The organism is Bacteroides sp. D2 (assembly GCF_025147085.1).
In the GTDB taxonomy this organism is placed as follows: Bacteria; Bacteroidota; Bacteroidia; order Bacteroidales; family Bacteroidaceae; genus Bacteroides.
The window spans coordinates 3,752,444-3,775,376 of sequence record NZ_CP102261.1; the positions used below are offsets into that span (position 1 = coordinate 3,752,444).

A 22,933-nucleotide genomic window follows, 5' to 3' on the forward strand; every position below is an offset into this window, starting at 1 on the left:
TAAAAATAGGACGAAATGCCCCAAAATGCCTCTACAGGTCTTCATTAAGGTACTGGCGTGGCGTTTTTCCGAATTCTGCCTGAAAACATTTGGAGAAGTAAGAGTGATTGGAAAAGCCTACCATGTACATCACTTCGGCAACGGTAAATTTCTTTTGTTGCAACAACATGGCCGCCTTTTTCATCCGGATCGATTTGATGTATTCCACTGGAGACATTCCGGTCAGCTGTTTGATTTTCCGGTAAATCTGCTTATTGCTGATACCGGATAATTCACAAAGTGCATTCACATTCAATTCCGATTCAGAAAGATGGTCCTCAATCAGGCGGATAATGTTCGACAGAAATTTCTCATCTTGAGATTCTGCTTCGATTGGTTTAAGAACAGGCAACGATTCCAACTGCTTTTTCACCTGTGTCGCCGGAATCTCTTCTTTCTCTACGGCGATGACAGGGATATTCAGGCCAATGGAAGTTCCTTTTCCTTCGTTCGAGGTGACTCCGTTGATGTGACCGCCATGAAGTTCCGTATAAGTCTTGACCAGATAAAGTCCGATACCCGTACCTTCCTTATTGCCGGAATGTGGAGACTGGAAAAAGCGCTGGAAGATATATGGAATATCTTGTTGCGGGATTCCGCTTCCTGTATCTGAAACACAGATATCCAACAATCCCGTTTCTTCACGATAGAAAAGAGACAGACGGACGCTTCCGCCATCCGGGGTGAATTTGACGGCATTTGAAAGCAGATTATCTAAAATCACTCCAAGTTTGATGGCATCCATATCAGCATAAATCTTGGCTTTATTTGTCTCGAAATGGAATGTGATCTGTTTGTTTTCCTCATAGACAGAAAACAGGCTACGGCTGAATGACACAAGTTCGATGCGCGACAAAATCAGCAGTGAATCTTTATTATCCTCTATCCGGTTGAAGTTTAATACCTGATGAATCAATGAGTTTATTTTCATTGCATTACGCTGCACCTCCTCCAGTGTCTGTTTCTCATGCACTTCTTCTGCAACGGGGAGCAATTGACTGACAGGAGCGATAATCCGGCTAAGCGGTGTCTTTAATTCATTAGACAAATTGGTAAAGAAAGCCATTTTCTGGCGTGATTGCTCCAGAATCTTCTCTTTTTCCATTCGTTCCATTTTCAGACGGTTCTTGACACGGAAAAAGTTGATAACCCAGGCAATGAGGCTCAAGAATAAAAGAATGTAGACTATCTTTGCCCAAAGTGTGTAATACCATGGAGGGAGAATTTTAATATTCAGGATATATGGATGCTCGGAAGGAGAACCGCTCTTTTCCACTTTGCTGATTACCAGCTGATAATCCCCATAACCCAGATTACTGTACGTAATGCGATTCGTGTTGGATTGCAGGAAATTCCATTCTTTGTCCATACCTTCCAGCCGGTAGACGAATTCATGTTTTTCTTCTAGCGAGTAGGGGAGGTCTGAAAGTTCGAAAGCCAGGTTGTTCTGGTCGTATTTTAGTTCGATAGCATCGGTATAACGGATGTTGGGAATATTCTCTCCGGTATGCGGAGACATCAGTTGATTGTTGATATATAAGGCAGTCAGTAAAATGGAGTGTTCCGGCTGACTCATGGCTTGTATTTCGGGACGGGATATGCCGAACCCGTCTGCACCTCCCAGATAGATATTTCCATCTTCCGGATCAAACATGAGACTGGTGAAACGTTTATCCGTCAGGCTTTGCTGGCGGGCATCCATTGTTCTCCGGTCGATGATCCAAAGTCCGTTAGTGGTGGAAACCCAGATATGTTCTTTTACAGAGGTCATAGACAGAATCTCGTTATTGCTGAAATTGCCGAAAGAGATACTTTGCTGACTCGAGTCTTTGGGATTGATACGCATCACCCCTCCGTGAAATCCTACCCAAAGCATGCCGTCTTCATCCCGTAAAAGGTAGTTCGGGCTCTTCTCGCCACTTAATTCATCGGCAAACAGCTTTGTCACTTGTCGCGTACGGGCATTGATTTTGTCTATCCCTTTGCTGTTGTATAACAATACCCATACATTACCTTCCGCATCAGGGACAATCTGATTAATGAACATCCCCGACAGCCCATTATGAATGGAATAATTTTGATCGGCCACATACGATTTTCCGGCAGATTGTATCAGTTTATGTTTGTCCACAACAAAGATACCTCCGAGACAGGTGGCGATCCAAAGCTTCCCGTCAGTATCTTCAAACAGGTAATAAGCCCAGTTGGTATTATAAGTTCCTGTACTGTCTACGATGTTGTAGTGTACAAATTGATGGGTATTATAGTCATAGCGGTTGATACTTCCGTCTGTGGCTATCCATAACTGCTGTTCTCTATCCTCGTAGATGTGCCGTATCCGGTTGTGGGATAACGGATGTTTTTTATCCCCCATTCTATACCAGATAGCATCGTGTTTATTGCCTGCCGGATGGGTGAACCGGATCACTCCGTTTGTACCTCCGAACCAATAGAATCCTTTGGAATCCCGGAACAGGGAATAGAACTGATTTCCGTCTCCCGTGCCTGTGATTTGAGAAATCGGTACAAATTGCAGCGCACTGTTATAGCGTGACAGGGAAATGCCATAATCTGTTCCCAGCCAGATATTATGTTCCTGATCCGAGAATATGTTCCAGATAATATTGTTGGTTAGTGACTGGATATTGCGTGAATCGTGAATGATATGCTGCAAAGGTTCTTTGTCATTCTGGTACACATAAAGCCCGTTGTCTGTACCTGCCAGCAAATTTTCATCTCCGTCCAGTGCCAGTGATTTGATGGAGTTGTTATGAAATACCTCTATCGCCTTCATCTCTCCTGTAGTGGGATTGTATTGGAAGAGATAACCTTCCATCCCGATCCAGATACATTGTCGGGTGGTGTCTTCCAACAGAGAATTGACAAACAAATTGCTGCCTCCCCGGTTAACGGGCAAAAGGATGTTTTCAAATTTTCCACTTGCCTGCACATAGCGGCATAATCCGTTGTAAGTACCTATATAAATTTGATTATCTTTTGTCTGAATGACGGAATAGATGGTGTTATGAGGCAATCCGGTCTGTTTGCTATCGAAATGATTCAGTTGACGGCTTTTTAACTGATAAGTATATAATCCATTCAACGAACCTATCCACAATGTATCTCCCTGGAGTACCATGGTACGGACATCCGTTGGGAAATCAGTATCCGGTTGCTCATATTTGTCTGTTCGATAGTTATAAACAAGAATCCCGTTATCTGTTCCCAGATATAAATAAGTGTTATCTGCTATAATACCGCAGTAGATACGTGTGTTAGTACGTTCTCCATACGTGAAATGCTGTTGTGTGGAATAACCGTCATAACTGAATAAACCCTTGTTGGAACCCACCCATATCAGTCCCTCGCTATCTTGCAGGAAGCAACTAATCACCGAAGCTTCGGCCCCGAGATAGATGTTGTCGAATTGCTGATAATTTACTTTTTGCCCATACACATTGCCACTGCTACAGTAGGCAAGGATGAGAAAAAGAATTGTTGTAATTCGTTCGCGCATGGTGTTAGGTTTGCAGGTTTTTAAATCTGTAATTGTTGTAAAAGTATTCCTTCTTTCCTGCAAATGTAGGAAAAATGTCGGTTACACTTGTAAATATCCCGCTCTTTTTGTTCCTTTGCTATCTATTTATAAACAGAAAACTTACGTATGAGAAAACTAATTTATTGGCTTTTATTGCCGTTGGCAGTGGCTGTGAGTGCATGTGGCGGTAAAAAAGGATCTTCAGATAATACGTCGACATTGGCGATGATAGACAGTGTGGATGCTCACGGATTGCAGCGTATGCAGACGTCTAAGAGCGAAACCGACTTTAAGTTTAAGGGGAAAGATTATCATTCCCTCGTTTCGCGTACTCCGGATGAAAATCTGCCCCATGTGACAAACGAGATGGGAGATACCTATGTCGACAATAAAATAGTGTTGCACCTGACGCGTGGTAACGAAACTGTGTTGAACAAGACCTTTACCAAGAATGATTTTTCATCGGTAGTCGATGCAAACTTCCTATCTAAGTCTATATTGGAAGGTATTGTATATGACAAGACTACTCCGCAGGGAATTGTGTATGCAGCGAGTGTTTGTTATCCGCAGACAGATTTGTATATGCCGCTTTCCATAACGATTACCGCTGATGGAAAAATGAGCATACAGAAAGTGGATATGCTTGAAGAAGATTATGACGATGAAGCACCCAATTAAGCTTGTAGGCGGGTGTTGACAGTAAAATTACACAAATGTGAAAACATTTGAGACAAAAGAAAGGCAGCCAATGAGGTTGCCTTTCGTATTTTTGCACCGTCAACAAACTTAATACCGAATAGAATGAAGAAAAACATTTTTGCTATCTGTGTGGTAGCAGTAGGATGTACGGCACTGACCGCTCAAACCAAAGATACACAAACGTTGGTTCCGCTTACGGAACGGGTAAACGTGCAGGCGGATTCGGCACGCGTCAATCAAATTATAGACGATTGCTGGGTAGCAGTAGGGACTAAAAAGCCTCATGCAATTCAACGCGACTTCACACGTATGTTCAACGGTAAGCCTTCCTATCGTTTTGAATTGAAGGAAGATGATAACACCCTGTCAGGATATGCCAAAGGGGAAACAAAAGGGCGTGCGGAATTTTTTTATTGTTATGCAACTTCCGATGATTTCAAAGGCCTGCCTGCCGATGTTTATCAGAAAGCACAGATTACCAAAACCGTATATCATCATGGGAAGGGTATTTGTCCGCAAGGAGCTTCCCGCGACTATGAGTTTTCCGTATATATTCCTTCTTCATTGGGTAGCGATGTCTCGACAATTTTTGCTCAATGGCATGGAATGCCGGATCGTACATTGGTACAAACTCCACAGGGCGAAGTGAAGAAACTGACGATTGACGAGTTCGTTGAACTGGAAAAGACTACGATCTTTAAAAAGAATGAAGGGTACGAGAAAGTAGCCAAGCTGGATGAACAAGGTAATCCGGTGAAAGACAAACAAGGAAATCCTGTATATCAGGCCGGAAAGGCCAACGGATGGCTCGTGGAACAAGGAGGCTATCCTCCATTGGCGTTCGGGTTCTCCGGCGGATGGTTCTATATCAAAGCAAATTCCGACCGAAAGTGGCTGACGGATAAAGACGACCGTTGCAACGCAAATCCCGAAAAAACACCGATCATGAAACCTGTGACATCAGACTATAAAGCATCGACCATTGCTTACAAAATGCCTTATGCCGATTTTCCGAAAGACTGCTGGATTACATTCCGCATTCATATCGACTGGACAGTCTATGGCAAAGAGGCGGAAACGATTGTAAAACCGGGTATGCTCGATGTGCAGATGGACTATCAGGAAAAGGGGAAAAAGGTTAGTAAACACATTGTAGACAATGAAAAAATCATGATTGGACGTAACGACGATGATGGTTATTACTTCAAGTTCGGTATTTACCGTGTAGGTAATAGCACTAAGCCGGTATGTTACAATCTGACAAACTATTCAGAAAGGTAATTAGTCAGAAGGTAAAAAGAGAGTGATATCCGGATGTTCTTTTTGTGAGCATCCGGATATTTTTTTAGTTCTTTTACCGTTTATTTGTCAGCGCAGCAATGATAGTGATACCATTTTTACTGTCATAATTTGCTGATTGTAATAAAGTTAAAAATGATAAAAAATAGGACTGCATCTAGTAAGTACGTGTCAGGTATGCAAAAAGATTTGTTTTTTTGCCGCTTGCCAAATGGCATATATAAAATAACTAGTGATGCAAATGATGAACAAAAATGGGTTTAGCCGATGTGCAGAGTTCTACATCGGTCGTTTGCGAAAGGAAGGAAGGCATTCTACAGCGCATGTCTATAAGAATGCTATCTTCTCTTTTAGCAAATTTTGTGGCACGTCCAATGTGTCGTTCAGACAGATCACCCGCGAGCGTTTACGACGTTACGGGCAGTATCTTTATGAGTGTGGCTTGAAGCCTAATACGATTTCTACGTATATGCGTATGCTTCGTTGTATTTATAATCGAGGAGTGGAAGCAGGTAGTGCACCTTACGTACCCCGATTGTTTCATGATGTTTATACGGGAGTAGATGTTCGCCAAAAGAAAGCTTTGCCTATTGGTGAATTACGTAGACTTCTGTATGAGGATCCCAAATCGGAGCGTTTGCGTCGTACGCAGGCTATTGCTGCCCTGATGTTTCAATTCTGTGGAATGTCATTCGCGGATTTAGCTCATCTGGAGAAATCAGCTTTAGATCAGAATGTGTTGCGGTATAACCGTATCAAGACTAAAACTCCGATGAGTGTGGAAATACTTGATACTGCAAAGGAAATGATTAACCGACTTCGTAGTAATCAGGATTCTCATCCGGATTCTCCGGATTATCTGTTTGATATTCTTAGTAGTGATAAGAAACGGACGGATGAAAGGGCTTATCGGGAATACCAGTCTGCCCTTCGTCGATTCAACAACCGTTTAAAGGACTTAGCGAGAGCTTTACGTTTGAAGTCTCCTGTCACTTCTTACACACTTCGCCATTCTTGGGCAACGACAGCGAAGTATCGGGGAGTATCGATTGAAATGATTAGTGAATCATTGGGACACAAATCTATAAAAACCACACAAATCTATTTGAAAGGCTTCGGACTTAAAGAACGTACGGAGGTAAATAAAGGGAATTTATCTTACGTGAGAAACTGTTGTATAGACAGATGGTAGATATATAAAATATTGATAATCAGAAGTAAAATATGTGTGTTACTTCTTAGGTAACAGAACTTAAATTTGACGCAAAGATAGACAAAAACACGAATAGTAAGCAAATATTCTTCCACTTTTTTTCGTTTTATCTGAAACATAGAGCAAAAAACTATCTGAACATGAAATAATCTTATTTCCATGCTCTATACTTTTTCATTGCCTAATTCAATAGTTTTCTTATTGAATATTAGGCTTTTCCATTTTCTACGCCTTTGTCATGTATGTGATTTCTATTTTCACTGTAGTATGCGTTTCGTGTATGTATTGTCTGTTACCTAAGAAGTAACGGATGAACATGGGGTAAAAAAATATGATTTTAACGAAACCGAAATCAGTAAATGCCGGGCCTAGTAGTGGGACAGGGGAAGGCGTAGCACACTCAAAACGCTGGTATGTAGCACTCGTTCGAATGCACCACGAGAAGAAAGTTGCCGAGCGTTTATCTAAGATGGGAATTGATTCTTTTGTTCCCGTTCAGCAGCAAATTCATCAATGGAGTGACCGTCGTAAGATGGTTGATACAGTCTTACTCCCAATGATGGTTTTTGTACATGTCAATCCAAAAGAACGTATGGAAGTCCTTTCATTTTCTACGGTCAGCCGTTATATGGTGATGCGTGGAGAGAGCACTCCTGCCGTTATTCCTGACGAGCAGATGGCCCGTTTCCGTTTCATGCTCGATTATTCCGAAGAAGCAGTCTGTATGAATGATACTCCACTAGCGCGTGGTGAGAAAGTTCGTGTCATAAAAGGTCCTTTGAGTGGACTTGTTGGCGAACTTGTGACTGTAGGCGGGAAGAGTAAGATTGCCGTTCGTTTAAATATGCTTGGCTGTGCTTGTGTAGATATGCCAATCGGTTATGTAGAATCCACAAAAATCACCAATGACAACACGAAGAAAATTTAACGTATTTCTATTCATTCTGTTGCTGGGAGTTTTTTCTCCTTTAATGGCTCAAAGCATGAGCGACTCCCAAGTTCTTGAATATGTCAAGGATGGCATCCGCCAGGGTAAAGAACAGAAACAACTAGCCTCTGAACTGGCACGTAGAGGTGTGACCAAAGAACAGGCAACTCGTGTGAAGCAACTATATGAACAACAAAACAATGTTAATGCTTCCAATGCAACGGGTACCGATGTCAATGAATCACGCCTTCGTGAGGAAATGAAAGAAAACACTTCCGATATGCTGGAAGACCACCCGAGCACTCAAGACCTCGCACGTGGGAACCAGGTTTTCGGACGAAATATCTTCAACACCCGTAACCTTACTTTTGAACCCAGTGTCAATATCGCCACTCCCTTGAACTATCGTCTTGGTCCCGGTGATGAAGTGATTATCGATATCTGGGGAGCCAGCCAGAACACTATCCGCCAACAGATTTCTCCTGACGGCACGATCAACATTCAGAAAATAGGTCCTGTCAACCTGAACGGACTAACTATTGCTGAAGCCAATGACTATCTCAAAAAAACATTAAACAAGATATATAATGGTCTTAATAATGCGAATGATCCCACCTCTGACATCCGTCTGACTTTGGGCAGCATACGTACTATCCAGATCAATGTAATGGGTGAGGTTGTCCAACCGGGCACTTACTCCCTCTCTTCTTTTGCCACAGTCTTTCATGCACTTTACCGTGCGGGTGGAGTCAGTGACATAGGAAGCCTTCGCAATGTGCAGCTGGTACGTAACGGCAAAAATATCGCCACGATCGACGTCTACCAATTTATCATGAAAGGAAACATTCAGGATGATATCCGTCTTCAGGAAGGCGATGTAGTAATAGTTCCTGCCTATGACGTATTGGTTAAGATCGACGGAAAAGTGAAACGCCCAATGCGTTTCGAAATGAAAAAGGATGAGAGTCTATCCACTCTTATCAGCTATGCCGGTGGCTTTGAAGCCGACGCCTACACCCGTTCCTTACGTGTCGTACGTCAGAACGGACAGGAATATGAAGTAAACACAGTCAAAGACCTTGACTATAGTGTCTATAAAATGCGAAACGGTGATGTTGTGACCGCTGAAGCCATCCTTAACCGCTTCATCAACAAACTTGAAATTCGCGGAGCCGTTTATCGTCCCGGCATCTACCAGTTGAATGGAAAACTGAATACTGTCCGTGAACTGGTAAACGAAGCTCAAGGTCTGACCGGTGATGCCTTCTTAAACCGTGCCGTTCTCTACCGCCAGCGTGAAGATCTGACTACCGAAGTTGTTCCAGTAGACATTAAAGCCATCATGGACGGTACTTCCCAAAACATCATCCTGATGAAAAACGACATCCTTTATATTCCGAGTATTCATGACCTGGAAGACAGAGGCAACGTCGTAATCCACGGTGAAGTAGCCAAACCGGATTCTTATCCTTATGCGGATAACATGACCCTTGAAGACTTGATTATTCAGGCAGGTGGATTACGTGAAGCCGCTTCAGTAGTTCGTGTAGATGTATCCCGAAGAATTAAGAATCCTCGTAGTACAGTGGATAATGATACTATCGGCCAGATATATACATTCTCTTTGAAAGAAGGCTTTATAGTAGATGGAACCCCTGGCTTTGTCCTTCAACCTTACGATGAAGTTTATGTACGTCGTAGTCCGGGTTATCAAGCTCAACAGAATGTGGTTGTTGAAGGTGAAATTCTGTTCGGAGGCTCTTATGCTATGACCAGTCGTGAAGAACGTCTTTCGGACTTAATCAATAAAGCGGGAGGTGCAACGAATTATGCCTACTTACGTGGTGCCAAACTGACTCGTGTGGCCAATGCAAGTGAAAAGAAACGCATGGGTGATGTGATCCGCTTGATGAGCAGGCAGTTGGGTGAAGCTATGATGGACTCTTTGGGTGTTCGTGTGGAAGATACCTTTAGTGTTGGTATTGACTTGGAAAAAGCATTGGCTAATCCTGGTAGTACAGCAGATATTGTCTTGCGTGAGGGTGATGTGATTTCTATTCCGAAAAATAATAATACAGTAACGATCAATGGTGCCGTAATGGTTCCGAATACTGTTTCTTATATGGAAGGAAAGAATATAGACTATTATTTGGATCAAGCTGGTGGTTATTCTGAAAATGCGAAGAAGAGTAAGAAATTCATCGTTTATATGAATGGTCAGGTGACTAAAGTTAAAGGTAGTGGTAAGAAACAGATTGAGCCGGGTTGTGAGATAATTGTGCCTAGTAAAGCTAAGAAGAAAACTAATATTGGCAATATTTTAGGTTATGCTACTACATTCAGTACTTTAGGAATGATGGTTGCTTCTATTGCCAATTTGATAAAAAAATAAAGGAATAACAGCTTATATCACTATGATAGAAGGAGAATCTGGAAAAGAAATAAAACAAAAACATAATAATCATACGGATGAAGAAATCGAAATTGATTTGATGGAGATTTTTCGTAAGATTATTGCTATTCGTAAGACAATTTATAAAGCTGCTGGCATTGGTTTAATGTTTGGCGTTATTATAGCAATAAGTATTCCTAAGCAGTACACGGTTGAAGTTATCCTTTCTCCGGAAATGGGTAATAACAAAGGTGGCGGTTTATCCGGTTTAGCTGCTTCTTTTTTAGGAAGTGGAGTTTCTATGGGTGACGGTACTGATGCCTTGAATGCTTCTTTATCTGCTGACATTGTATCTTCTACTCCTTTTTTACTGGAGCTTTCCGCAATGAATATACCGGTAACAAAGAATGAAGTCATGACATTGAACACTTATTTAGATGAGGAAACATCTCCCTGGTGGGGTTATGTAATTGGACTCCCGGGTATGGTAATTGGTGGGGTAAAGTCCTTGTTTATTGCGGAAGATGAATCCATATCTTCTGATAAAGTAAGTCGTCAGGGTACAATTGAGTTGTCAAAGAAGGAATTGATGAAAATAGGAACTTTGAAGAAAATGATTGCTGCCTCTGTGGATAAGAAAACCTCGATGACTTCCGTTACTGTAACTTTTCAGGATCCTAAAGTTGCTGCAGTCGTAGCCGACTCTGTAGTTAAAAAATTGCAGGAATATATTATAGACTATCGCACTTTCAAGGCAAAAGAGGATTGCCTCTATCTAGAAAAATTGTTTAAGGAATGCCGGCAGGAATATTATGCTGCCCAAAAGAAATATGCCGATTATTTGGATTCTCATGATAATATCATTTTGCAGAGTGTCCGTGCCGAACAGGAACGCTTGCAAAATGATATGAACCTTGCTTATCAGATATATAGTCAGGTTGCAAATCAGCTTCAGGTTGCCAGAGCCAAAGTTCAGGAAGAGAAGCCTGTATTTGCAGTGGTAGAACCAGCTGTTGTCCCCTTGGAACCTTCGGGGACTAGTAGAAAAATATATGTTCTAGCATTTGTCTTCCTGTCTGTTTGTATTGTTATCTCTTGGAATTTATTCGGAAAAGATCTCCTGAATAAGTTCAAAGAAGTATGTGCCTAAAATCAATCTTTAATGTGATATGGTATCAACCACCAGTCAAATCAATAAATTTATAGAATTTATAGCAGTTCTGGGAGACTTGATTATTCTGAATCTGGTTTTGTTCTTTCTCCTTTTCTTTTGGGAGGAAGCTTTTGTCTCTTTACCTTTCTCTTGCAGAGTTTCATGGATGATGACTTCATTAAGTCTCTGTTATCTGGCCTGCTCGGGTTCCCGTGGGAGGGTTTGGGACAGTCGGGGAATTCGCCCCGACCAACTAGTGTTGCGCGTGTTGAAGAATATTATAGCTTTTTCCATCTTTTGGGCATGTATCATGACTTTTAGTGGAATCTCTATCTATTCTCCTCTTTTCTTTGTCGCCTATTTTTCTTTCCTCTTTGTCATTTTAAGTATTTATCGTATCATTATCCGTCATTTTCTGATAGTTTATTGTGCTAAGGGCAAGCATAGACGTTATGCTGTTTTTATAGGAGGAGGCAATAATATGCAGGTGTTGTATGAGGAGATGGAAAGTTCTCTGGCGTCTTCTCTATATGAAGTCGTGGGTTATTTTGATATAAAACCGAATGATGCCCTTTCCTCCCAATGTTCCTATCTGGGTAATCCTGACGGTTTTTCAGATTTTATGTCTGCACACCCGGGAATCAAACATGTCTTTTGTTCTTTGTCGATGGAAGAGGGGCGCTATAACTTTTCTATTATGAATCATTGTGAAAACCATTTGCTTTATTTTCATGGTGTTCCTAATGTTTGCAAAGGTTTTCCTCGTCGTATTTGGCACAGTATGGTTGGCAATATGCCTATTTTGAATCTGCGTTATGAGCCTTTAGGTAAGATGGAGAACCGTATGTTAAAACGGATATTCGATATTGTTTTTTCCGGTCTTTTTCTGGTTACTGTTTTCCCCTTTGTTTATCTTATTGTTGGAAGTATTATAAAATTAACTTCTCCCGGTCCTGTATTTTTTAAGCAAATGCGTACGGGTTTGAACGGTGTAGATTTTGTATGTTACAAATTCCGTTCGATGAAAGTGAATAATGAAGCCGACAGTAAACAGGCTACGGCTGATGATCCCCGGAAAACCCGATTTGGGAACTTTCTCCGTTGTTCTAATATAGACGAACTCCCCCAGTTTATCAATGTCTTTAAGGGTGATATGTCACTAGTAGGTCCCCGTCCACATATGTTGGCTCATACGGAGACTTATGCCCGTTTGATTGATAAATATATGGTGAGACACTTTATAAAACCTGGGGTAACCGGCTGGGCTCAAACGCATGGCTTTCGTGGTGAAACGAGGGAACTATCACAGATGGAGGAACGTGTTAAGGCTGATATTTGGTATATGGAGCATTGGACAATGTTGCTTGATTTATATATCATTTATAAGACTATAGCAAATATAATTGTTGGAGAAAAAAATGCATATTAAGATATCTTTTACAGGCATATTATGAATGCCTTACATATCTCTACTAAAAAAATAGATCTGCTTATGAATAGAAAAGACACCCTGAAGCAACAAATCCTTCAGTTATCTCGTGAATATTATAATGAGGTTCATCGGGACTCCAAAGTCTTTGAACCCGGGAAAAGTTTTGTAAATTATGGTGGTCGCTTTTTTAATGCTGAAGAACTCGTTAATTTGATTGATTCCTCTTTGGACTTCTGGCTTACAGCAGGACCTTGGGCTCATAAATTCGAGAAACGTTTTGCAGACTGGTTGGGGGTTAAATATTGTTCGCTGACAAATTCCGGGTCTTCTGCAAATTTATTAGCATTTATGACATTGACTTCTCCACTATTGGGAGAGCGTCGTATAAAAAAAGGTGATGAGGTTATAACAGTAGCTTGTGGATTTCCAACTACTGTAACGCCTATCATTCAATATGGTGCGATTCCAGTATTTGTAGATGTGACGATTCCGGAGTATAATATAGATACAACTCAACTGGAAACTGCTTATTCTGATAAAACCAAAGCTGTCATGATTGCCCATTCGTTGGGTAATCCTTTCGATTTACAGTCGGTAAAAGATTTTTGTGATCGTCATCATCTTTGGTTAGTTGAAGATAACTGTGATGCCTTGGGTTCAGAATATACCATTAATGGTGAAACGAGAAAGACAGGGACTATCGGTCATATTGGTACTAGCAGTTTTTACCCACCACATCACATGACAATGGGTGAGGGTGGTGCTGTGTACACAAATGATCCATTGCTCAATAAGATAACCAATTCTTTCCGTGATTGGGGGCGTGATTGCTGGTGTGTAGGTGGTGTAGATAATACTTGCAAATATCGTTTCAGTAAACAATTTGGTGAGTTACCTGTAGGTTATGATCATAAATATGTTTATTCTCATTTCGGTTATAATTTAAAGCTAACCGATATGCAAGCGGCTATTGGTTGCGCCCAATTGGATAAGTTGGACAGTATAGTATTAGCTCGTAGAAAGAATTTCCAGACTTTACTTGACGGTCTGAATGATACGGAAGGACTAATACTTCCTGAACCTCAAAAGAACTCTAATCCTAGCTGGTTTGGTTTTCTTATTTCAGTGAAAGAAGATGCAGGGTTCACCCGTAATGAATTATCTGAATATTTGGAGAGCAAGAAAATACAAACCCGTAATCTTTTTGCAGGAAACCTGTTGAAACATCCGGCTTTTAATGAAATGCGACAAAACGGTGAAGGTTATCGTGTTATCGGTGATTTGAAAGGTACAGATTTTATATTGAATAATACTTTCTGGATTGGAGTTTACCCGGGTATGACTGAAGAAATGCTCCAATATATGATTTCCACAATCAAGGAATTTGTTACATCCCGTAAAGCGTAGAGAATAATGAAAGCAGTCATTTTCGCAGGAGGTTTTGGAACCCGTTTGAGTGAGGCTACCAATCTTATTCCCAAACCGATGGTTGAAATAGGTGGAAAGCCTATTCTTTGGCATATTATGAAGACTTATAGTCATTATGGAATTAATGAATTTGTTATCTGTTGCGGTTATAAACAATATGTTATAAAAGAATATTTCGCCAATTATTTTCGTCATAATAGCGACCTTACAGTCGACCTGTCCAATAACAGTGTTGAAATACTTGATAATCACTCTGAAAATTGGAAAGTGACTATGGTTGATACCGGCTTGAATACCCAAACAGGAGGGCGTCTGAAACGAGTACAGAAATATATTGGTGATGAACGCTTTGTTCTTACTTACGGTGATGGAGTAGCGGATATAAATATAGCAGAGAGCATTAAGGAACATGATTTATCAGGTTGTGACATTTCATTAACAGCTTACAAGCCCGGAGGCAAATTCGGAGCTTTGCAAATAGATTTGAATAACAACAAGGTACTTTCCTTTCAAGAAAAACCGGATGGTGATCGTAATTGGGTGAATGCCGGCTATTTTGTTTGCGAACCTAAGGTCTTTGAATATATTCCTGCTTGTGATGATACTGTTGTTTTTGAGCGTAAGCCTCTTGAAGACTTGGCGAAAGATGGTAAAATGCATGCTTATCGTCATACAGGTTTTTGGAAGCCGATGGATACACTCCGTGATAATGTGGAACTCAATGAAATGTGGGATAAGGGGATAGCTCCCTGGAAAGTTTGGGGTAAATAATGGATATAGACATATTTAAAAATTTCTATAGAGGGAAGCGTGTTCTTGTAACCGGACATACAGGCTTTAAAGGTAGCTGGCTTTCTATCTGGCTCCATGAGTTGGGAGCGGAAGTGATCGGGGTGGCTAAAGATCCGGCTACAGATAAAGATAATTATGTGTTGTCCGGAATAGGAGGAAAAATAAAAGCTGACCTGCGTGCTGATGTTCGTGATAGTCAGCGAATGAAAGATATTTTTCAGGAATATCAACCCGAAATTGTTTTTCACTTGGCTGCCCAACCTCTAGTACGTTTAAGTTATGAAATTCCCGTTGAAACGTACGAAACTAATGTAATGGGGACGATTAACATATTGGAAGCTATACGGATAACGGATAGCGTAAAGGTAGGTGTCATGATAACTACCGATAAATGTTATGAAAACAAAGAGCAACTTTGGGGCTATCGTGAGAATGAACCGATGGGTGGTTACGACCCATATTCTAGTAGTAAGGGAGCGGCCGAAATAGCTATTGCTTCTTGGAGGCGTTCTTTCTTTAATCCAGAGCAATATGAAAAGCATGGTAAAAGTATAGCCAGTGTTCGTGCAGGTAATGTGATTGGTGGTGGTGATTGGGCTTTAGATAGAATTATTCCTGATTGTATTCGCGCTTTAGAATCAAATAAACCTATTGAAATTCGTAGTCCGAAAGCTATTCGTCCTTGGCAACATGTATTAGAACCATTAAATGGTTATATGTTATTGGCGAGTAAAATGTGGAATGAACCTACCGAATACTGTGAAGGTTGGAATTTTGGCCCACGAGTAGAAAACATTATTTCTGTTTGGGAAGTGGGTACAAGGATTCTAGAGAATTATGGAAAAGGTGAATTGAAAGATTTGTCAGATTCGAATGCTTTGCATGAGGCTGAGCTATTAATGCTTGATATTAGTAAGGCTAAGTTTCGGCTAGGGTGGGAACCGCGGATGGATATAGAACAATGTATCCAATTAGTTATAGATTGGTATAGGTGTTATAAAACAGAGGAGGTCTATGGATTATGTTTAGAAGAAATTAAGAAATTCATCGGATAATGGAAAAAATATTTCTGATTGGAGGTAGTGGTTTTATAGGAAAAAATTTAGTGAATTACTTATCTGGGAGATATGATATTTTTGTGATTGACAAGCTTATTGATGTGAATTATTTTTTAGAACGCCCTGCCATAAAAACTTTGAAAATAGATTTAGTGGAACAGAAGGTACCGGAAGATTATCCTTTGCCAGACTATATCATAAATTTAGCCTCTATAGTAACGGCAGAACGTGATATTTCTCTCTTTGACGGATTAATAAGTAGTAACCTAAAAGTTTTGCTAAACTTGTATAATCGATTTAAGGATTGTTCTCAGTTGAAACTTTTCATCCAGTTTGGGAGTAGTGAAGAATATGGGAACGAAGGAGTGCCTTTTATTGAAACAATACGCGAGGTTCCAAATTCTCCTTATGCACTTGTAAAGCAATTAACAGTCAATACAGCTTTGATGCTCCATAATAATTATGGTTTCCCGGTTATGGTAGTTCGTCCGGGTAACCTCTTTGGACCTTATCAAAGTGCTAGTAAATTTATTCCATATATCATAACCCAGCTAAAAGAGAACAAACAACTTGATGTTACATTCTGCGAACAAAAGCGTGATTTTATTTATGTGGAAGATTTTGCATGGTGTATAGGAAAACTCATAGAACATCATTCATGCATAATAGGTGAAATTGTAAATGTAGCTAGTGGCATAAGCATTTCACTGCGTGAAATCATTGAAATTTGTAAAGCTAATATTGGTAGTACTTCACTGATTAATTATGGTGCATTGCCATATCGAGAAAATGAAGTCATGGATTTAAAGTGTTCTATAAATAAGTTGGAGACAATTGTAGGGCATTCTTTGCATTTTGATATTGTAACACGGTTAAAGACTTTCTCATGCATACAATAATATTAGGTGCTGGTATTTCGGGATTGGGGGCAGGGTACTCTCTTGCTCAAAATGGGAATAATCCAATAATTTTAGAAAAAGACGAAACCTATGGAGGACTTTGTGGTAATTTTACCATCGAAGGATTTCGTTTTGATCGCTTTGTACATTTCTCTTTTACTAAAGATGAGAAAGTAAATAAATTTTTTGTAGATAGTAGTCCAGAAATATATTGCCATAAACCTAATCCATTTAACTTCTATAATGGATTATGGATAAAGCACCCAGCTCAAAATAATCTTTTCCCATTGCCGAAGGAAGAAAAAGAAAAAATTATAGCTGATTTTCGTGGCAGACCCAAAGTGGATTCTTTAGTGGTAGAAAATTATGAACAATGGCTTCGTATTCAATATGGTGATTATTTTGCTGAACACTTTCCTATGGTGTACACTCGTAAATATTGGATGACTGAAGCTTATGACCTTGAAACTCGTTGGATCGGTAGTCGTCTTTATCAGCCTTCGCTTGATGAAGTGATACAAGGTGCGCAAACGGCAGATACTCCAGTAACTTATTATTCGAAAGAAATGTGTTATCCAGTAAAAGGAGGTTATAAACAATACCTTGTTACTTTGGCTATGGGGCAAGATATTCGTTATAATGAGGAGGTAATAAAAATATCACCACAGAGTAAAAGTTTACATACTGCCAGTGGTACAGAATATACTTACAATCGGCTCATTAGTAGTCTTCCTTTGCCTATGATAGTGAAAATGTTGTCTGATGTACCAGAAGAAGTGCTATCTGCTGCTAAGATGCTTCGTTGTACTTGTGGTTATCAAATTTCTGTAGGTTTGAAAATAAAAGATATTCCTCCTTATTTGTGGTGGTATATATACGATGAGGATATTCTTCCGGCCCGCGTATATTCCCCTTCTCTGAAATCTCCAGATAATGCTCCTGAGGGATGTTCTTCGCTACAATTGGAAATTTATTGTGAACAAGGTAAATATACGAATGAGGAATTGATTAGTCAATCTGTGGGTAAGCTTATAAAACTAAATGTGATAAAACAAGAAGATATTCTTTTTATAGATGTACGTTATGAAAAATATGCAAATGTGATTTTTGATCAGAATATCTATACTATGCGTAAAATAGTTCGTGATTATTTATGGTCGATAGGTATAGAGACTATTGGACGTTTTGGAGAGTGGGATTATCTGTGGAGTGATCAAAGCTTATTGAGTGGGTTAAGGAAAAGATGACTTTAAGAAAAAAATCGAAAGGATTATTTTGTGTCTTAAAATAACGGTAAAAAAGAATGTTGTCAACTACTGAACAAGAAAACAATAAACGGATAGCAAAAAATACAATATACTTATATATCAGAATGTTCTTAACAATGATTGTGTCATTGTATACATCGCGTATAGTGCTACGAGTATTGGGAGATTCTGATTATGGATTGTATAACGTAATTGGTGGTATCCTTACCATGTTCTCAATGTTCAGCGGAGCTTTAACGGTGGGAACACAAAGGTTTCTGACTTTTGCTTTGGGAGAAAAAAACTTTGAAAAACTGCAAAGTACATTCTCTATGGTATTGGGGCTTCATCTGGCTATTGCTGTGGTCATATTGCTATTGTCTGAAACTATAGGTCTGTGGTTCTTTTACGAATATCTTAAGATACCGGATGGACGTATGACTGCTGCATTATGGGTGTATCAGTTCACGATATTAGGTTTTTTGATAAACCTAATCCAGCTACCGTTCCAGGCTTGTCTCATTGCCCATGAAAAGATGAGTATGTATGCCTATATGAGTATTTATGATGTAGTGATGAAACTTATGTTGGTGATAATACTACAATATGTTACTTTTGATAAGCTGGTATTATATGCTGTGGTGGTGTTTGTTGTAAACCTCACATCTGCTGTCATCTATAATTTCTATAGCCGGAGGCAATTCAGTGAATGTACATTTAGAATTGCATGGGATGGAAATTTGGCCAAAAAGTTTGCCTCATATAGTGGATGGAATATAGTTGGAGGAAGTATTGGATTTTTCACTAACCAAGGTATCAATATTCTACTGAATATATTTTGTGGGACTATTGTTAATGCTGCAAGAGGCTTGTCGATAACAGTCAATACTTTTCTTTTGAATTTTGTTAATAATTTCCAAACTGCTGTAAATCCACAAATCGTGAAATTGTATGCAGCAAATGAATATGATAAACTTCATCGTTTAGTGATATATAATTGTCGTATTGCTGAGTATTTATATCTTCTCATCGCAATTCCCATTTTTATAGAGATCGAATTTGTACTTAAAATTTGGCTTGGAGATTATCCCGAGTATACTCCTGTGTTTGTACAAATTATTTTAATTCAATCAGCATGGAACCCACTTAGCTATCCTGTGGGTATGTTAATTCATGCTTCAGGCAGAATGAAATGGCCTTCTATATGGGCTTCTCTCCTGATTTTGATTTTTCCAATATCATATATCTTGTTGAAAACAGGCTATTCTCCTGTAACAGTTTATATCGCAAGTGCAACAATCTGGTTGTATCTTAATGGTTGTAATCTATACTTTGCTAATCGATATACATATTTGTCAATCAAAAGGGTACTTCATGAGGTATATTTCAATGTAATTCCTGGTGCAGCAGTAATGTTTATTATTCCATATATTATTTCAGAACAGATGGAAACAGGCTGGTCCAGTTTTTTAGTCGTAAGTAGTGTGAGTCTCATTACTTCTACTTTGGTGATTTTTGTATGGGGGATGACTCCTAATATGAGAATTTTAGTTTTAAAGAAGTTACATATAAATAATCAATTAAATAAATAATCAATGAATAGAAAAATGTCAATAGGTGTATGTTATTATTTGCCAGAGCCAACATATATATGTAATGAGTATTGTATTCCTATCCAATTAGGTTTTTATGAAACAGGTATTGAGATGGGAATTCAGAAAGATAATACGGGTGACAATCGTTCATTAAAACATCCTAGTTATAGTGAATATTCAGGTGTGTATTGGTTGTGGAAGAATATGTTTTCTGAATATAAAGGTATGGTGCATCATAGACGTTCTTTTACGTTGGAAAACATCTCTCTGTCTAAAAGATTTGGAATCTATACTGGACTATTGATAAATTATGCCAAAAATATGTTCAAGCATTCAGCTATAACTTACAATGAGATAGTGGAATGTAAAAGTAGTGAGGAATATAAATAAAAACTAGATTGTTTTTTGAGAAAATTGCCTAATTTGTTTGAGCGTGGTTGCGATATAGTCGTACCTAAACCTTATCATTTTTATAGAATAACTGTTGAAGAATATTTTGATGAAAGAGTGGGAACAATAATAATGCGTTTATTACGTCTAATATTAAAAAAACAGTATCCTAATTACTATCCATATTTTGAAAAGACACTGAGGGGAAGCCGTCTTTATTATGCTAATCTAGAAATTATGCGTAATGAAATATTTGACGAATATTGTTCTTTTATTTTCGAGGTATTTGATTTGTTGGAAAACGAATTATTGAATAAAAAACATTATATTGATCTCAATAAGGAATTTGCATTATATAGAGTCTTTGGATATGTTGGTGAACTTTTAACTAATACATTTATTTTGAAAAAAAAGGCAGAAGGATTAAGAGTGAAAGAATTTACTGTATTATTTAATAGTGCAGTAAAGGGTAACAACACAACTGACTATAGTAATATAAAGTTGTAAATAATGAAAAAGTAAGCGTTCAATTTCTACGTCTTGTATGTAATTGATATCCTAGCTAGCTTTACATCGTAATCAAAAAGGATGCATTTATGTATAATAGGAGCAAATTCAGTTGCAATTCAAGATGTACCTTCTTTTTGTGTTGTAGCAGGAAATCCTGTTAGGGTAATAAAAAAATAGAAATATGAAATCAGTATTACTTATAGCACCCACATTTCTTAACCTGTATATAGATCTGAAGATTGAATGGGAAAAGCGTGGGTATAATGTCACGTATATCGAAGAAGAATCATATAGCTTTGACCCTTCTCTTATAAGAAACAAGCAGCTAAGCTATTGGAAGGAAAAATTATACATCCAATTCTTAAAAAAGAAAAATATCCAACTTTATGAGAAGAAACTGAAAGGAAAGACTTTTGATTATTTAATGGTAATTAATGGAAAATCTTTCCATCCTATCCTGCTAGATCAGATAAGGCGTGATAATCCGATGGTAAAAACAGTACTCTATCTTTGGGACAGAACTTATAAAAATTACCGATTTGACAGGAATTTTGATTGTTTTGATAGAGTGGCTACATTTGATAGGGAAGACGCCAAGCAATTTAATTTGGAGTTTCTTCCTCTTTATTGGATCGAAGGTAATAGATCACAATGTGCAAAATATAAGATATTTGCATTCGGATCTTATCGTAATGACAGAAAAATTATATTTGAGCTTCTTTATAAAGTAGCAATAGAAAATGAATTGCCTAGCTATATAAAGCTATATATTCCATCTGTTCCAAAAAGTTTATTATCAAGAATAAAGACTGTTATAAAAAAAATAACTAAAAGGAAATCTTGTAATGATTGTAATCAAGATATTCTTATACATGAACCTTTATCTCCCTCTGAATTTCGTAAATGCATATATTCTTCTTTATGTGTAATAGATACTTATAACGATTTTCAAGAAGGTATGACGCCACGTTTTATGTGGGCATTAGGAGCAGGGAGAAAAATTATTACGACTAATAAAAATGCGATTAATTATCCATTTTACTCCCCTGATAGAATATTGGTTATTAACAATATGGTTGACACGACTTCTTTGCTGTTGTTTTTGGATGAAAAAATAAATAAAAATGAACAGATTGAAGATTTGATAGTACAATATCGTATAGATAACTGGATGAACTATTTGCTTTGTGGAAAAGAAAAAAGAGCTTCAGTCTGTAAGGGTGGATTATAAGAACTTGCTTCCACAGGCTATTGGTTTGGAACCAAATAATAAATATTAAAAATCATGTTTCAATATTTTGGCAAATGCTCTCAAATTAAACAAATTGAGAAATATCAAGCATGGTACATTAAAACAGTAAACTGTTGAAATTACAATTAATCTATAAAATGAGTATAAATAATTTTATTAACCGAAGTTTTGGATTTATCGAAAGAAAATTGAGTGTTAATCGCATTAATTGGTTTTGTACTCTTTATTTCAATTTCAGGACACTTCCTTTTAATATTGCCTGCAAATTACCTGTATATATTTATGGTAAAATAGAACTTGTATCTTTAAATGGTTCTGTATTGTTCGATTGTATTCCGGTAAAAGGTATGGTGAAAATTGGCAAACATAGAGATTATTATACGCCTCCAACTAAAACGATTGTCAAAATATCCCAATTGGGGCAAATTGTTTTTAGGGGTTATTGCAATATCTCTCAAGGAGCCATCATAAACATAACAGATGGTTGTCTCACACTTGGTGATCGTGTATGGATTGGTCAGTCCGTATTATTGGATTGTAATAATAGCATACAATTAGGTGAGGGAACTCGAATAGCTTATGGATGTAAATTCTCAGATAGTAATCATCACTATATTGTTGATGGGGATGGTAATATCCCGAGAATTAAAGGCCTTATTGAGATAGGTCGTTACAATTGGATAGGAAATAATACAGTTATAACTAAGGGATGTAAAACGACTGACCATACTATCTGTACACACGGAAGTCTTCTGAACAAAAATTATCCTCAAAAATATGATTCCAATGAGTCTATGCTGTTAGCTGGAACACCTGCAAAACTTTTAAAGGTTGGTTATCAGAGAATTAATTCAGCGAAACTTGAAAATGAAATAGTTGATTTTTTTAAAACTCATCCTAATGAAAGTGTGATGTCAATGCATCTTCCTCTAGTTAACAACACTTGCGAACTTATCTATTATAAATAGATATAAGTCATTTCACAAGGGGATTTCAATGATATGCAAAGATTGAATAATAGATAAAGTGAGAATAAAGACTACTGAAAGAATAGAAGTATGAGAGTATT

General features: G+C 38.3%; 16 protein-coding genes and 1 pseudogene. 16 read left to right on the forward strand and 1 reads right to left on the reverse strand.

Annotated elements, in window-relative coordinates; all coding sequences use genetic code 11:
* Positions 1 to 31 precede the first annotated feature (31 nt).
* Complete coding sequence (locus NQ505_RS13165) at positions 32 to 3,556, reverse strand: two-component regulator propeller domain-containing protein (protein WP_009000761.1); 3,525 nt, start codon at positions 3,554 to 3,556, stop codon at positions 32 to 34.
* 147 nt (positions 3,557 to 3,703) lie between these two features.
* Between NQ505_RS13165 and NQ505_RS13170 the strand changes: the two genes are divergently transcribed.
* From NQ505_RS13170 to NQ505_RS13245, 16 genes and pseudogenes are all read left to right on the forward strand, one after another.
* Positions 3,704 to 4,255: a DUF4738 domain-containing protein gene (locus NQ505_RS13170; protein WP_009000762.1), complete on the forward strand. Its 552-nt coding sequence runs from the start codon at positions 3,704 to 3,706 to the stop codon at positions 4,253 to 4,255.
* Positions 4,256 to 4,378: 123 nt separating this feature from the next.
* Positions 4,379 to 5,557 carry a heparin lyase I family protein gene (locus NQ505_RS13175; RefSeq protein ID WP_009000763.1) on the forward strand — a complete coding sequence of 393 codons (1,179 nt, stop codon included), beginning with the start codon at positions 4,379 to 4,381 and terminating at the stop codon, positions 5,555 to 5,557.
* A 259-nt stretch (positions 5,558 to 5,816) separates the two neighbouring features.
* Positions 5,817 to 6,767 (forward strand): tyrosine-type DNA invertase cluster 3b, encoded by a 951-nt coding sequence (locus NQ505_RS13180; protein WP_009000764.1) that lies wholly within the window; start codon positions 5,817 to 5,819, stop codon positions 6,765 to 6,767.
* A gap of 352 nt (positions 6,768 to 7,119) precedes the next feature.
* A complete protein-coding gene (locus NQ505_RS13185; RefSeq protein ID WP_004297022.1) occupies positions 7,120 to 7,716 on the forward strand; it encodes a UpxY family transcription antiterminator in 597 nt (198 codons plus the stop codon).
* On the forward strand, positions 7,694 to 10,108 hold the full coding sequence (locus NQ505_RS13190) for an SLBB domain-containing protein (RefSeq protein WP_259824983.1): 2,415 nt from the start codon (positions 7,694 to 7,696) through the stop codon (positions 10,106 to 10,108). The genes NQ505_RS13185 and NQ505_RS13190 overlap by 23 nt, the downstream gene beginning before the upstream one ends.
* Before the next feature lie 22 nt (positions 10,109 to 10,130).
* Complete coding sequence (locus NQ505_RS13195; protein WP_009000767.1) at positions 10,131 to 11,258, forward strand: Wzz/FepE/Etk N-terminal domain-containing protein; 1,128 nt, start codon at positions 10,131 to 10,133, stop codon at positions 11,256 to 11,258.
* 19 nt (positions 11,259 to 11,277) lie between these two features.
* The gene (locus NQ505_RS13200; RefSeq protein WP_009000768.1) at positions 11,278 to 12,690 is read left to right on the forward strand and encodes an undecaprenyl-phosphate glucose phosphotransferase; all 1,413 of its coding nucleotides are present in this window, start codon (positions 11,278 to 11,280) and stop codon (positions 12,688 to 12,690) included.
* Positions 12,691 to 12,753: 63 nt separating this feature from the next.
* A complete protein-coding gene (rfbH, locus tag NQ505_RS13205) occupies positions 12,754 to 14,100 on the forward strand; it encodes a lipopolysaccharide biosynthesis protein RfbH (protein ID WP_009000769.1) in 1,347 nt (448 codons plus the stop codon).
* Positions 14,101 to 14,106: 6 nt separating this feature from the next.
* Complete coding sequence (gene rfbF / locus NQ505_RS13210; protein ID WP_009000770.1) at positions 14,107 to 14,892, forward strand: glucose-1-phosphate cytidylyltransferase; 786 nt, start codon at positions 14,107 to 14,109, stop codon at positions 14,890 to 14,892.
* A complete protein-coding gene (rfbG, locus tag NQ505_RS13215) occupies positions 14,892 to 15,968 on the forward strand; it encodes a CDP-glucose 4,6-dehydratase (protein WP_009000771.1) in 1,077 nt (358 codons plus the stop codon). Before rfbF ends, rfbG begins: the two co-directional genes overlap by 1 nt.
* Positions 15,968 to 16,870 (forward strand): NAD-dependent epimerase/dehydratase family protein, encoded by a 903-nt coding sequence (locus tag NQ505_RS13220; protein WP_009000772.1) that lies wholly within the window; start codon positions 15,968 to 15,970, stop codon positions 16,868 to 16,870. The genes rfbG and NQ505_RS13220 overlap by 1 nt, the downstream gene beginning before the upstream one ends.
* Entirely contained in the window at positions 16,858 to 18,117 is a 1,260-nt protein-coding gene (locus NQ505_RS13225) for a protoporphyrinogen/coproporphyrinogen oxidase (RefSeq protein WP_009000773.1), read from the forward strand. The genes NQ505_RS13220 and NQ505_RS13225 overlap by 13 nt, the downstream gene beginning before the upstream one ends.
* Before the next feature lie 56 nt (positions 18,118 to 18,173).
* Positions 18,174 to 19,709 (forward strand): lipopolysaccharide biosynthesis protein, encoded by a 1,536-nt coding sequence (locus tag NQ505_RS13230; protein ID WP_009000774.1) that lies wholly within the window; start codon positions 18,174 to 18,176, stop codon positions 19,707 to 19,709.
* A gap of 15 nt (positions 19,710 to 19,724) precedes the next feature.
* Positions 19,725 to 20,609, forward strand: a pseudogene (locus tag NQ505_RS13235) (DUF4422 domain-containing protein).
* A 184-nt stretch (positions 20,610 to 20,793) separates the two neighbouring features.
* The gene (locus tag NQ505_RS13240) at positions 20,794 to 21,843 is read left to right on the forward strand and encodes a hypothetical protein (protein ID WP_009000775.1); all 1,050 of its coding nucleotides are present in this window, start codon (positions 20,794 to 20,796) and stop codon (positions 21,841 to 21,843) included.
* 134 nt (positions 21,844 to 21,977) lie between these two features.
* A complete protein-coding gene (locus NQ505_RS13245; protein ID WP_232293048.1) occupies positions 21,978 to 22,832 on the forward strand; it encodes an acyltransferase in 855 nt (284 codons plus the stop codon).
* The last annotated feature ends 101 nt before the right edge of the window (positions 22,833 to 22,933 follow it).

Excerpts from the sequence above, each read along its gene's own strand:
- NQ505_RS13175 (WP_009000763.1), top strand. The coding sequence starts at position 4,379 with ATGAAGAAAAACATTTTTGCTATCTGTGTGGTAGCAGTAGGATGTACG.
- NQ505_RS13185 (WP_004297022.1), top strand. The coding sequence starts at position 7,120 with ATGATTTTAACGAAACCGAAATCAGTAAATGCCGGGCCTAGTAGTGGG.
- NQ505_RS13200 (WP_009000768.1), top strand. The coding sequence starts at position 11,278 with ATGGTATCAACCACCAGTCAAATCAATAAATTTATAGAATTTATAGCA.
- NQ505_RS13225 (WP_009000773.1), top strand. The coding sequence starts at position 16,858 with ATGCATACAATAATATTAGGTGCTGGTATTTCGGGATTGGGGGCAGGG.
- NQ505_RS13240 (WP_009000775.1), top strand. The coding sequence starts at position 20,794 with ATGAAATCAGTATTACTTATAGCACCCACATTTCTTAACCTGTATATA.
- NQ505_RS13220 (WP_009000772.1), top strand. The coding sequence starts at position 15,968 with ATGGAAAAAATATTTCTGATTGGAGGTAGTGGTTTTATAGGAAAAAAT.
- NQ505_RS13195 (WP_009000767.1), top strand. The coding sequence starts at position 10,131 with ATGATAGAAGGAGAATCTGGAAAAGAAATAAAACAAAAACATAATAAT.
- NQ505_RS13190 (WP_259824983.1), top strand. The coding sequence starts at position 7,694 with ATGACAACACGAAGAAAATTTAACGTATTTCTATTCATTCTGTTGCTG.
- NQ505_RS13170 (WP_009000762.1), top strand. The coding sequence starts at position 3,704 with ATGAGAAAACTAATTTATTGGCTTTTATTGCCGTTGGCAGTGGCTGTG.
- NQ505_RS13165 (WP_009000761.1), bottom strand. The coding sequence starts at position 3,556 with ATGCGCGAACGAATTACAACAATTCTTTTTCTCATCCTTGCCTACTGT.
- rfbG (WP_009000771.1), top strand. The coding sequence starts at position 14,892 with ATGGATATAGACATATTTAAAAATTTCTATAGAGGGAAGCGTGTTCTT.
- NQ505_RS13230 (WP_009000774.1), top strand. The coding sequence starts at position 18,174 with ATGTTGTCAACTACTGAACAAGAAAACAATAAACGGATAGCAAAAAAT.
- rfbH (WP_009000769.1), top strand. The coding sequence starts at position 12,754 with ATGAATAGAAAAGACACCCTGAAGCAACAAATCCTTCAGTTATCTCGT.
- rfbF (WP_009000770.1), top strand. The coding sequence starts at position 14,107 with ATGAAAGCAGTCATTTTCGCAGGAGGTTTTGGAACCCGTTTGAGTGAG.
- NQ505_RS13180 (WP_009000764.1), top strand. The coding sequence starts at position 5,817 with ATGATGAACAAAAATGGGTTTAGCCGATGTGCAGAGTTCTACATCGGT.